This window comes from Arsukibacterium sp. UBA3155 (assembly GCA_002364615.1).
Lineage (GTDB): Bacteria > Pseudomonadota > Gammaproteobacteria > Enterobacterales > Alteromonadaceae > Alishewanella.
The window spans coordinates 59,962-72,320 of sequence record DEYP01000027.1 but is presented as its reverse complement, the minus strand read 5'-3'; the positions used below and the strand labels follow the sequence as shown (position 1 = coordinate 72,320).

At 47.6% G+C, this 12,359-nt stretch carries 9 protein-coding genes; 5 read left to right on the top strand and 4 right to left on the bottom strand.

Annotated features, from left to right (window positions below):
* Positions 1–3 precede the first annotated feature (3 nt).
* A complete protein-coding gene (gene ansA / locus B2X65_RS15015; RefSeq protein WP_290613958.1) occupies positions 4–1,056 on the bottom strand; it encodes an asparaginase in 1,053 nt (350 codons plus the stop codon).
* 65 nt (positions 1,057–1,121) lie between these two features.
* Entirely contained in the window at positions 1,122–3,002 is a 1,881-nt protein-coding gene (sppA, locus tag B2X65_RS15010; RefSeq protein ID WP_290613956.1) for a signal peptide peptidase SppA, read from the bottom strand.
* 168 nt (positions 3,003–3,170) lie between these two features.
* On the opposite strand from sppA, the gene B2X65_RS15005 reads away from it, so the two are divergent.
* Positions 3,171–5,189, top strand: coding sequence for an NADPH-dependent 2,4-dienoyl-CoA reductase (locus B2X65_RS15005; protein WP_290613954.1), 2,019 nt, complete (start codon positions 3,171–3,173; stop codon positions 5,187–5,189).
* Positions 5,190–5,403: 214 nt separating this feature from the next.
* Positions 5,404–6,249 carry a hypothetical protein gene (locus tag B2X65_RS15000; RefSeq protein ID WP_290613952.1) on the top strand — a complete coding sequence of 282 codons (846 nt, stop codon included), beginning with the start codon at positions 5,404–5,406 and terminating at the stop codon, positions 6,247–6,249.
* A 180-nt stretch (positions 6,250–6,429) separates the two neighbouring features.
* Here the strand turns inward: B2X65_RS15000 and B2X65_RS14995 are convergent, their stop codons facing one another.
* The gene (locus tag B2X65_RS14995) at positions 6,430–6,966 is read right to left on the bottom strand and encodes a PEP-CTERM sorting domain-containing protein (protein ID WP_290613950.1); all 537 of its coding nucleotides are present in this window, start codon (positions 6,964–6,966) and stop codon (positions 6,430–6,432) included.
* A gap of 376 nt (positions 6,967–7,342) precedes the next feature.
* Here B2X65_RS14995 and glgC point away from each other — a divergent pair, with 376 nt between their 5' ends.
* The 3 genes from glgC to B2X65_RS14980 all read left to right on the top strand — a co-directional run bounded on the left by glgC (position 7,343) and on the right by B2X65_RS14980 (position 10,785).
* Positions 7,343–8,581: a glucose-1-phosphate adenylyltransferase gene (glgC, locus tag B2X65_RS14990; RefSeq protein ID WP_290613948.1), complete on the top strand. Its 1,239-nt coding sequence runs from the start codon at positions 7,343–7,345 to the stop codon at positions 8,579–8,581.
* Between the two features lie 39 nt (positions 8,582–8,620).
* Entirely contained in the window at positions 8,621–10,078 is a 1,458-nt protein-coding gene (locus B2X65_RS14985; RefSeq protein ID WP_290613946.1) for a glycogen synthase, read from the top strand.
* A gap of 149 nt (positions 10,079–10,227) precedes the next feature.
* On the top strand, positions 10,228–10,785 hold the full coding sequence (locus tag B2X65_RS14980; RefSeq protein WP_290613944.1) for an NAD(P)H nitroreductase: 558 nt from the start codon (positions 10,228–10,230) through the stop codon (positions 10,783–10,785).
* A gap of 104 nt (positions 10,786–10,889) precedes the next feature.
* Here the strand turns inward: B2X65_RS14980 and asnS are convergent, their stop codons facing one another.
* On the bottom strand, positions 10,890–12,290 hold the full coding sequence (gene asnS / locus B2X65_RS14975; protein WP_290613942.1) for an asparagine--tRNA ligase: 1,401 nt from the start codon (positions 12,288–12,290) through the stop codon (positions 10,890–10,892).
* Between the last annotated feature and the right edge of the window lie 69 nt (positions 12,291–12,359).

Genomic DNA, 12,359 nt, shown 5'->3' with positions numbered 1-12,359 from the left:
CGCTCAGGCGCCCTGATTGGTTAGCTCGCCGCGTAAATTCTGCTGCATTTTCTGACGGATCTGAGCGGCATCTAACTGCTGACTTAACAGGTAATGCAGTTTCGTCAGCGTGGCTTCCAGGGTCATATCATAGCCACTAATTACGCCACTGGTTTTTAACGCATTACCGGTAGCGTAGCCATCCATATTCACTTTACCTTTAAAACACTGGGTACAGTTAACCAAGATCTGGCCACGTTCTGTGGCACTTTGCAGCACCTGTAATAGCTCTGGCCGCTGCGGCGCATTACCCACCCCAAATGATTTGATGATAAGTGCCCGCACCGGCGCATGCAGCATATTACTGATCACATCGGTGCTGATCCCCGGGTACAAGGTCACCACGCTAATCGGTTGCGGCGTAATTGCGGCTACTTGTAAATCCGCAACCTGTCCTGCCACCGGGCTTACTTTACCTTCAATCAGATCGATATTAATACCAGCTTCGAGCAAGGGTAAAAAATTAGGCGAGGCAAAAGCATTAAAGCCATCGGCATCAGCCTTCGTCGCACGGTTTCCCCGAAACAGCTGGTTGTTGAAGAATAACGCCACTTCAGCAATAGGGTAGTTAGCGGCCAGATATAATGCATTTAATAAGTTAACCTGACCGTCAGAACGCAATTGCGCCAACGGAATTTGCGAGCCGGTTATAATAACGGGCTTTTGCAGGTTCTCCAGCATAAAAGACAGTGCTGATGCGGTATAGGCCATGGTATCGGTACCATGCAGTACCACAAAACCATCATATTGCTGGTAGTGATGTTTAATATCATTAGCAATATGCTGCCAATGGGCCGGCGTCATATCTGAAGAGTCGATAACCGGGTGATACTCATGAATGTCAAATAGCGGCATATCCGGATGAAAAAATTCCGGCATTTGCTTTACGGTGGCCGACAAAAAGCCCGGTACCGGCACAAACCCCTGGCTGGATTGCTGCATACCAATAGTACCGCCGGTATAGGCTACATAAATGCGTTTTCTGGTAATCGTCTTCTGTTCGTTCGTGTGGTTCATTAAAGCAATAATCCAAAAAAATGCCCGCAAGATAGCGGGCATTGTAATAGAGATTAAGGTAACTGTCAGTTAATGCTGCAGGTTACACAGTAAGAGTAGATACCATTTGGATCGTTAAACTGGTTCAGAATAACCAAGTCCTTGCGTAACTGTTTGCCCACCCGTTGCAGCATCAGCTGCTCTGGTGAGACTTGCGTTTGTGGTAACCAGCCATTGGCCTGAGCGGTACCAAACAACTCTTTCAGCATTTGCTCTGTAGGGCTCAATTCCTGAGTAATGACCTGAACATCGTAGTTGTCCAGACCGGCTTTCTCAGCTGCCGCCGCGATGGCGTCATCAAAGGTACCCAGTCTATCAACTAAACCAAGCTCCAGTGCGGTACTGCCGGTCCATACGCGGCCCTGTGCTACGGCATCAACTTCAGATATTGACATATTACGGTTACTGCCAACCATGGTTAAAAATTCAGTGTAACCACGCTCAATCAATAATTGCATAATGTCTTTAGCTTTGTCGGTAAGGCCCTGATAAAGCGGTAAACCAGAAGATAAACCGGCTAATTCAGTCGTGCCTACACCGTCAACATTTAAACCCAGGCTAGCTAAAGAATTTTCGGCAGTGTGTAACAGGCCGAAAATGCCGATTGAACCAGTAATAGTGGTAGGCGAGGCCCAGATTTCATTAGCAGGGGCTGCAATCCAGTAGCCACCGGAGGCTGCTACCGCGCCCATCGAGGCGATAACCGGTTTGCCAGCTTCACGCAGCAGGCTTATTTCCTGGCCAATTACTTCCGAAGCAAAGGCACTACCGCCGCCGCTATCAATACGCAGTACCACGGCTTTCACTTTATCGTCAAAACGTGCTTTGCGTAATAATGCCGCAGTAGAATCACCACCAATGGTTCCGGCTTTAGCGCTGCCATCGACAATCATACCGCGCGCGACGACTACCGCTACTTTTGACGTTAACGGATTAACAAAGTTTGTGTTGGCAATCGCGTACTTGGCGTAGTCATCAAAACCAACGTGGTTATACACATGCTTGTCGTTTTCACCCACAATATCAATTAGCTTCTGTCTGAACTGCTCGCGGGTCGCCAGGTTATCTGCAAAGCCATTATCAATAGCATACTGAGCGGTATCGCCATCGGCGGCTTGTAGTTTCTGGAACAAGGCTTCATAGGTTTCATCAAAGTTGCTGATGTCAAAGCCACGACGGCTGCTTACGTCTTGCTTGTAGCTATCCCATAAACCAGATAACCAGGCAATATTGGCTTCTTTGGCCGCTTCAGACATATCACTGCGTAAAAAAGGTTCTACCGCAGATTTGTAAGTACCCACCCGAAACACATGAGTATTTATTTTTAGTTTCTCCAATGCATCTTTATAGTACATCGGGTAGCTGCCATAGCCTTCAAGGAGCACGGCACCCATCGGGCTTAAGCTGATTTCATCGGCGTAGCTTGCCAGGTAATACTGAGTCTGGCCGTAGTAGGCACCGTGGCTGAACACTTTTTTACCAGCGGCTTTAAAGTCGTCAATGGCGACACCGACCCGCTGCATTTTATCCAGTGAGGCAGAGCCCAAACCGGATACATCAAGCACCATCGCCTGGATCCGATTATCAGTAGTGGCCGTTTCTATCACTTTAACCACGTCCGATACCAGGATCTCTGGTAACTCTTCGCCCGCACCCAGACTTTCATTTATTGCGCTGGCAAAGGGGTCAACCCAGCGCTTCTCTTCTACCAAATCGCCATTTAAGTTAAGCACCAGGGCGGCCGTATCGGCAATTTTTACTTCGTCTTCACCACTGAACATGGCAACCAACACAATGGCGACGATAAAGATAAACAGCAGATTAAGCACAACGGCTTTGAAGGCTTTAAAAACCTTCCAGATAGCGCCAAAAAAGCGGCGTATAAGACCTTTTCGTGGTTCAGACATAGTAAATTCCTGTATAGATTACAAAATAGTATTATGGTAATCCTGCTATGCTAACCAATTTACCGGCAAAGACTAAATGCAATTTGTAAGTAAATGTTTAGCACTTGCTATCACCAGCCAAAGCGGCTACATTCTTCCTATTTTACAGGTACGACCAGAGAGGCTGCGGTGGCATATCAAAAATTATTACAACCACTGGATTTAGGTTTTACTACCCTGAAAAACCGGGTAATTATGGGTTCGATGCATACCGGCCTTGAAGAGGAAAAAGACGGTTTTGCGAAACTGGCTGCCTTTTACGCCGAGCGCGCCAAAGGTGGCGTAGGCTTAATTATTACCGGCGGTATCAGCCCGAACTTTCGCGGCAATCTGGTACCCTTTGGCAGCCAGCTTAGCCACTGGTGGCAGGTTAAAAAGCATTGTCAGGTCACAGAGGCCGTGCATCAGCATGATGCGAAAATTTGTTTACAGTTACTACATGCCGGCCGTTACGGTTATCACCCGTTTAATGTCGCCCCCAGTAAAATTAAATCGCCAATTACCCCATTTAAACCGGCAGAGATGTCAAAACGGCAAATTACCAGCACCATTAAAGATTTTGCTTATGCCGCGAAACTGGCAAAAAAAGCGGGCTATGACGGCGTAGAGGTGATGGGCTCGGAAGGCTATCTGATAAACCAGTTTGTTTGTCAGCGCACAAACCAGCGCAAAGACGAGTGGGGCGGCAGCTTTGCTAATCGCAGCCGCTTTGCCATTGAAACCGTAAAAGCAGTACGCGAACAATGCGGCAGCGACTTTATTATTATCTACCGCTTATCAATGCTTGATTTAGTCGAAGACGGTAATACCTTTGAAGAGGTGGTTGAACTGGGTAAGGCCATCGCAGAAGCGGGCGCCACCTTGATTAATACCGGTATTGGCTGGCATGAAGCCCGGGTACCGACTATTACCACCCGGGTACCACGTGCCGCCTTTAGCTGGATAACCGAACGGGTTAAAAAAGAGCTGAGTATTCCGGTAATAGCGACTAACCGCATTAACGACCCGCAGGTAGCCGAAGACATTCTGGCCAATGGTCAGGCCGATATGGTGTGTATGGCCCGGCCGTTTTTAGCTGACGCCGACTTTGTAAACAAAGCGGCTGCTGATAATGCCGATCAAATTAATACCTGTATTGCCTGTAACCAGGCCTGCCTGGACCATGTATTTCAGAACAAACGCGCCAGCTGTCTGGTTAACCCCCGGGCCTGTTATGAAACCGAGCTTAACTTTACTCCTGCTGCTAACGTTAAAAAGCTGGCTGTCATCGGCGCCGGGCCGGCCGGTTTAGCCTTTAGCGTGTATGCCGCACAGCGCGGCCATCAGGTACATTTATTTGATAAGTCGCACCAAATTGGTGGTCAGTTTAATTACGCCAAGCAAATTCCGGGTAAAGAAGAGTTTCACGAAACGCTGCGATATTTTGGCAAGATGCTGCAATTGCACGCTATTAAATTACATTTAAACTCAGAGCAAACGGCTGAAAGCCTGGCAGAAGCAGGTTTTGACGAGGTTGTTCTGGCCACCGGTGTTGTGCCGCGTGATATTGCGTTAGCCGGGCAAGATCATCCGAAGGTGCTTAGCTATCTGGATGTGCTGCGCGACCACAAAGCAGTTGGTAAAAACGTGGCGGTTATCGGCGCCGGTGGTATAGGTTTTGACGTTGCAGAATACCTGACTGAAGAGAATTCGTTGACGCTGCAGCCTGATGCCTGGTTAAAAGAGTGGGGCGTAGATAAAAGCTATGAAGGTCGTGGCGCCTTATTACCCGACAGTTTACCAGAGCCGGCTCAGCGTAAAATTTACTTAATGCAGCGTAAAACCACTAAGGTAGGTGCAGGCCTGGGCAAAACCACCGGCTGGACTCATCGCGCTTCGTTAAAGAAGAAAGGCGTAGAATCGATGGGTGGCGTTAACTATCTGCGGGTTGATGACAGCGGCCTGTGGCTGGAAATCGGCGGCGAAGAGCGTTGTCTGGACGTGGATAACGTTATTATCTGTGCCGGCCAGGTGCCGCTGCGGGAGTTGCAACAAGGCTTAACCGAACGTGGCATCCCCAACCATTTAATTGGCGGCGCAGACGTCGCCGCCGAGTTAGATGCCAAACGCGCCATTCGCCAGGGCGCAGAATTAGCCGCGCAAATTTAAGCGCTGGCTGATACAAGGTAAGCCATATACTTAAGCCCTAAGCGTAAGTATTTAACATAAAAAAACCGTACCTGTCTGGTGCGGTTTTTTATTGATAATGTTGCTCAGTAATTTTGTTTATGTGTGTCGATTTTGCTGCTAATTTTGCTGATCACTTGTGTACTTACTGAAATTAATGTTTGATAACAGACATATTTTTTCAGGAGGTCACGATGTGACGACATCTAAAAAAAAGACGACAACAGCGTCAGATATTTCGGTACCCGTTACGGCAACCCCTTTGCAGGGTGAGTTGTATGATGCTCATTTAGACTCAATGTTGCGTCAGTTTAGTATTTTTATGCTGCGCCATCCCAGTATGGTACTTACGTTTGGCTATTTACTCTGCAGCATATTGGGTATGTTGTTTTCCAACCGACTATTTTCACTTTTTGACTTCAATATTTTGCCTTACCTGGAGTTGTCAGACTTCATGCTGGCGGCATTAACCCATCCCTGGATTATACTTAATGTTATTGGTTGGCTGGTGTTTTTGGTGGTGTTATTTGCGATAGATCGTTACCTTAGGCGGCATATACGTAAGTACGCACTATGGTCAGAAAAGTACTATAATCCGGTACAATTTAAACGGTACAATTTAATTTTCGTGATTATACCGCTGTTATTTTTGTACAACGCAGCCAAGGAGGAGTCTGCAAAACTTGCTGCAGCAATTAAAAGTGGCCAGCAGCCGAAGTTTCATGTCAGCTTAATATACCCGGTACAGGACACAGTGAATACGCTGCAATTCGATCAGGTACAGGTTATTGCCCGTACCAGTAGTTATTTATTTATATATGTTCAGCAACAGGTCAAAGTCATACCGCATGCCAATGTCGCTGTAATATTCCCGCTTACGCCGCTACCTTTCGCGGGCTCTGAATCAAATGTTCAGCCAACACCTGAAGCGTCTAACAGTAAGGCGGATAGCACGGCCACTGAGAAAGTCGAAGCATTAAACGCGGAGGTTGAATCGGGCAACAATAACGCAGCAACAAATAAAAAGGGCGGAGCTATTTAATCGGAGCAGCCTTACTTTTTAAAAATTACCAGCAACGGGTTGCTGCACACTCTATGTGGTCTGTCTTAAGAGTGCTGCCAGAAACAGTGTATGGACGTGATTAACGCAATGCCAGTCAAACTTGGCTGACATTGCCTACACTTTTCGTAAGTGACGTAACTTCGAAATCGTAATTAGTAATCAGGCTTTACGGTTAAAACGAACTCGTCTGGTTAAATTTAGCAACATCAAACCAAGTGCAAGTACACCAATAGAGCCTGGCTCTGGCACATCAACTGCATTTGAAACATTGCTTATTGTAAGGCGAGAAAAACCCTGGTTTGTGCCTGGCTCGAAATAATTCACAATATCTTCATAAACACCTACTCTCCAAACCGGAGCGGAAGTTGGGCCGTCAAAAATGACATTTCCCGGTGCCATAGCAACATAAAAATTATTATCGGAAAAATTATAGCCACCGCCGTACGAAGTTGTATGCGCCCAAAAAACACCGTTTAGTTCTGGAATATCAACTTTGAAAAATAAGCCTGGTGCCCAATCGACAAAACCAGCAGCTAATGTCGCATCAGACGTTGTTTGCCACATCAAAGTAAAATCACCATATCTGCCGCATGAAGTGCATTCAAGCTCAAAATTTGTTATTAACGCCGCTTTAGCAGTACCGGCAAAAAAAGTGATCAAAAATAGTAAAGTGAATAATTTTATTGTTTTGTTCATCTAATTAATGCCATTTTAAAGTTTACAACATGGCTTTTGCCAAGCCCTACAAAGCAGGTTTTATGCCAACGATTTAAATTAATTTAAAACATAGAGTTATGACTCTCTCACTGAGGCGCTGAGGTTCGGTGTAATAAATCCTGACAGTATGGTGTAATATTTTTGTAGCTAATTATGTGCTATATGTAATTTATAACGTCGACACGCCCTTGAGCAGTGCCACCGCATTTATTAAACATTGAGCAATCGACAACTGAATTTCTTAATGTCGCTACTTTTCTGGTGCTTTATTTATCAATGCTGCTATCGTGGGTATAGGCGAGTTTAGCTTTGCTTGTGTTTTTCTCACATTACCAAGTCAATACAGGGAGTCTCTATGTCAGGTGTGTTAACCATGGTGCTTGCCGGGGGCGAGGGAACCCGCTTAGCGCCACTTACCGGTATTCGTGCTAAGCCAGCAGTGCCATTTGGCGGCAACTACCGAATTGTCGATTTTGTTTTAAACAATTTTGTTAATTCCGACTTATTGCAGATTTTCGTTATTACCCAATTTAAATCGCACTCGTTAATGAAGCACTTAGGTCGTGCCTGGCGGGTGAGTGGTTTAACCAACCGTTTTATTGACCCGATACCCGCACAGATGCAAACCGGTAAACACTGGTATTTAGGTACTGCCGATGCCATTTACCAGAATTTGCATTTAATAGAAGGGTTAGACCCTGAACATGTGTGTGTATTTGGTGGCGACCATATTTATAAAATGGATGTGCGGCAAATGCTCGATTTTCACCGCCATAACAAAGCCAAGTTAACTGTGGCAGCTATTCCGGTGCCGGTAAGCCAAGCGCACGAGTTCGGTGTTATTGAAGTAGACGAGCACGGCAAAATGATTGGTTTTGAAGAGAAACCAAAAGCCAATCCGAAAACTATCCCGGGCCGGCCGGACTTTGTTCTGGCGTCGATGGGAAACTATATTTTTGAAGCAAAATGCCTGGTTGATGTGCTGGTGGCTGATGCCAAAGAGGATGACTCGAAACACGATTTTGGCCACAATATTATTCCCGGCTTATATCCGCAGGGTGAAGTGTACGTGTATGACTTTTCCAGCAACCGCATTCGGGGCGAGTCAGAAAGCAGTGCCGGTTACTGGCGCGATGTTGGCACCATAGATTCGTACTATGAAGCCAATATGGACTTAATCTCGATTAACCCACCGTTTGATGTATACAACCGTTACTGGCCGCTTCGCAGCTATACGCCACCGATGCCACCGGCTAAATTTGTGCATGACGAAACTAACCGTACCGGCCAGGCAATAAGCTCTATGGTGGCGTCAGGCTGCATTGTCAGTGGCGCTATCGTGTATCAGTCGATACTCGGTTACAACGTGCATGTACACAGCCACAGTTACATTGAAAAATGTGTATTAATGGGTAACAACGATATCGGTCGTGGCTGTCGTATTCGCCGCGCCATTATCGATAAAGACGTCAAGATTGCCCCGGGCACTATTATTGGTGAAGATCCGGTGCAGGATAAAGCCCGCTTTCATATCTCACCAGGTGGGGTGGTTGTGATACCAAAAGGCGCGAAGATCGGATTTGATGACGTTTAAATTAAGATGACGTCTGAGTAAACAACTAAGGATTCTGTGTTGCGTATTCTGTTTATTTGCAGTGAATATGAAGGCTTAATTAAAACCGGTGGCCTGGCTGACGCGTGTCGCGGCCTGGCCAGTAGTTTACTGGCAGCTGGCCATCAGGTGAGCGTTATCCTGCCACGGTATGGCGCATTATACAATGTGGCAACGGAAGCTGAAACCTCGGTATTTGTTGAGCTGGGGGGACAGCAGTATGGCTGTGCGGTACGCTCAACCAAATTACACGGTGTTGCGTTACATTTAGTTGAACATCACGATTTTTTTGCCCGGGAAAGACCCTATGATGACGGTCAGCACGGCTACGCTGATAACCCGCTGCGTTTTGCCTTTTTTTGCAAGGTAGCCATTGCATGGGCTGCCCGCCAGCAAGCGTTTGATGTGTTGCATGGCCATGACTGGCAAAGTGCCCCGGCGGCATTTTACCTGCATCAGCATCAGCAGCACAATCAGCGGCTACATTCACCGCATAGTTTGGTGGGGGTGCCTTTCGTTTTTACCATCCACAATGGAGCTTATCAGCAGCAATGTGACGCCGGCTGGGCGCCGCAACTGGGGTTGCCCATACACCAACAAGCGGCACAGGATGGGTATTATCACGAGCTGAACTTTCTGCAAATCGCACTGCAATATGCCACTAAAATTAATACGGTAAGTCAGGGCTATCGGGACGAGTTGCTCAGTGAGCCAGCAGCTAACGGCCTGGCTGGCTGGTATCAGCAGCGCCAGCTCGATTTTAGCGGTATTTTAAATGGCTGTGATTATCAGTTATGGGATCCGGCCACGGACCAGAGCATAAGTGCTAACTATAATGCCGGTGATTTAACGGGCAAAGCGACGTGCAAACGTCAGCTGCAGCAACAGTGTCAGTTAACCCAGAGCAACGGGCCGCTGCTGGTAGCCGTTAGCCGGGTTACCGGCCAGAAAGGGTACGATATCCTGATCCCGGCATTGAAGCATGTACTAAGCCATTATCCGGTGCAGGTGGTCATTGTCGGCAGTGGTGAGGCCAGTTATTGTCAGCAATTACATCAGCTTACGGTGGTGTTTCCTGACAAGTTTCGCTTTATTGAAGGCTTTAATGAACAATTGGCACATCAGGTTGAAGCCGCAGGTGATTTTTTCCTGATGCCTAGCTTGTTTGAGCCCTGTGGTTTGAATCAGTTATACAGTTTACGCTACGGTACCTTACCCTTGGTACGACTGACCGGCGGTTTGAAAGACACGGTAGTGCCCTGGCCTAACAACATGGCGACAGGCATAGGTTTTGCCGAGCCGAACACTGAAGCGTTGCTTGAGGCATTACGCCAGGCTTTGACGCTGTATCAGGATCAACCAGCGTATAAAAAAATACAGCAGCGTGCGATGTCACAGAGTTTTAGCTGGAGTGATGCCAGTGAACAGTATCTGGCATTGTATCAGCAGGCGGTCGATGCTGCTGCGGCCACGTTATAAAGTTTGCCTGGCAAAGCGGGTGATATCGCTGTAAATATCGGCGTTGTGGCGAGCGACTGAGCAAACAGCAGTGTAGTTAAAATTTTCTCATGTGCTTACTGAATAAAGTTTGCTAGCCTGATAGCAGAGTTGTTTAAAGAGGTTTTGTTATGGATGCGTTGACGCTATTAACCACCCGATATTCCACACCACGGTTAACTGAGCCGGCACCCAGCGGCGACGCGCTGGAGCTAATTAAACGGGCGGCGCTTAAGGTGCCCGATCATGGTGGCTTACGACCATGGCGCTTTGTCATTGTTACCGGCAAGGAGCCCCTTAACCGCTTAGGTGACGTATTTGCAGAGGCGGCGATTGAAGACGCGCCGGGTATTTCCCCTGAGATGCACGAGCGGGCCAGGCAGTTGCCACTGCGCGCACCTATGGTCATTGTCTGTATCGCTAAAGTTACTGAGCACCCTAAGGTGCCAGGCCCAGAGCAAGTGCAGTCTGCTGCTTGTGCCGTAATGGCAATGCAACAGGCCGCTTTTGCCCAGGGGTTTGGTGGCATTTGGCGTACTGGCAGCTATGCCCAGCAAGATTTCGTCAAGCAATCGCTTGATGTCGGTGAAGATGATGAAATTGTAGGCTTTTTATATTTAGGTACCGCGGCAGGAAACGCGCCAGTGCGAAATGATCCGGATCCGGAAGCGTTTTTTTCTTACTTCTGATGTTCGCTGTTGCTGAAAATGCATGCGGTTAATACTATTTTACGATAATTAAAAAGGGAGCTGTTAACGCTCCCTTTTTATTATTTAGAAAATTAGCTAAGCCTTTAAAAATCTGCATTGCCTGGTGTTCGCGGGAAGGCGATGACATCTCGCACATTACCTACACCAGTTACATAAGATACCAGGCGCTCAAAGCCCAGACCAAAACCGGCGTGGGGCACAGTGCCATAGCGGCGCAGATCACGATACCAGCTGTAGTCTTCTTTGTTCAGGCCCATTTCGTCCAGCCGTTTATCAAACTGCTCCAGCCGCTCTTCCCGTTGGCTACCACCGATAATTTCGCCAATACCGGGTGCTAGTACATCCATGGCCGCTACGGTTTTACCGTCGTCATTTAAACGCATATAAAAGGCTTTAATGTCTTTCGGGTAGTTTTGCATAATAATGGGTGCGCCGACATGCTCTTCAGCCAGATAACGCTCATGCTCAGATTGCAAATCTACGCCCCACTGCACCGGATACTGGAAGGTTTTACCGCAGTTTTGCAATATTTCAATGGCATCGGTGTAGTCCATCCGCACAAATGAAGAATCCACTAACTGTTGTAAACGGCTGACCGCTGTCGGGTCAATGCGCTCTGCAAAAAACGCCATGTCATCCGCGCGCTCGTTCAGCACCGCTTTACACACGTACTTCAGCATGTCTTCAGCCAGCTGGGCAATGTCTTTCAGTTCAGCAAAGGCTACTTCTGGTTCAATCATCCAGAATTCTGCTAAATGGCGGCTGGTATTGGAGTTTTCAGCCCGAAAAGTTGGGCCGAAAGTGTAAATTTTAGACATAGCACAGGCATAGGTTTCACCATTTAACTGGCCAGAAACAGTCAGATAGGTTTCTTTACCAAAGAAATCCTGGCTGTAATCTACTTTGCCTTTATCGTTGCGGGGCAGGTTTTCCATATCCAGGGTACTGACCCGGAACATCTCGCCAGCACCTTCGGTATCTGATCCGGTAATAATAGGCGTGCTGATCCAGTAATAACCCTGCTCATGGAAAAAACGATGCACGGCCTGGGCTAAACAATGGCGAACCCGGGTAACCGCGCCCACTACATTGGTGCGTGCCCGCAGGTGCGCATGCTCGCGCAGGTATTCCATGCTATGACGCTTTGGTGCCATAGGGTAGGTGTCCGGGTTTTCAACCCAGCCGACCACCACCACCTCTGTCGCCTGAATTTCAAAAGCCTGCCCCTGGCCCTCAGAGCGCGCGACAACACCGGTAACGATGACCGAACAGGCGGTGGTTAAACGTCTAATCTCATTTTCATAATTAGCCAGATCAGATGGCGCAACGGCTTGCACCGCATCAAAACAGCTGCCATCGTGCACAGCTAAAAAAGAAATACCGGCTTTAGAATCGCGCCGGGTGCGGATCCAGCCTTTAACGGTGATCTGTGAACCGGCTTGGTACTTACCGGCCAACACATCTTTAACTACGGCATGCGTCATGCAACAAACTCCAGATGGTGTTATAACTAGGCTATATTTATGAAAGCTGTAATCATACTTTGCCACAAG

Bases quoted from the DNA above. Each gene is read 5' to 3' on its own strand.
- ansA (WP_290613958.1), bottom strand. From the start codon at position 1,056: ATGAACCACACGAACGAACAGAAGACGATTACCAGAAAACGCATTTAT.
- B2X65_RS14980 (WP_290613944.1), top strand. From the start codon at position 10,228: ATGGATGCGTTGACGCTATTAACCACCCGATATTCCACACCACGGTTA.
- sppA (WP_290613956.1), bottom strand. From the start codon at position 3,002: ATGTCTGAACCACGAAAAGGTCTTATACGCCGCTTTTTTGGCGCTATC.
- glgC (WP_290613948.1), top strand. From the start codon at position 7,343: ATGTCAGGTGTGTTAACCATGGTGCTTGCCGGGGGCGAGGGAACCCGC.
- B2X65_RS14995 (WP_290613950.1), bottom strand. From the start codon at position 6,966: ATGAACAAAACAATAAAATTATTCACTTTACTATTTTTGATCACTTTT.
- asnS (WP_290613942.1), bottom strand. From the start codon at position 12,290: ATGACGCATGCCGTAGTTAAAGATGTGTTGGCCGGTAAGTACCAAGCC.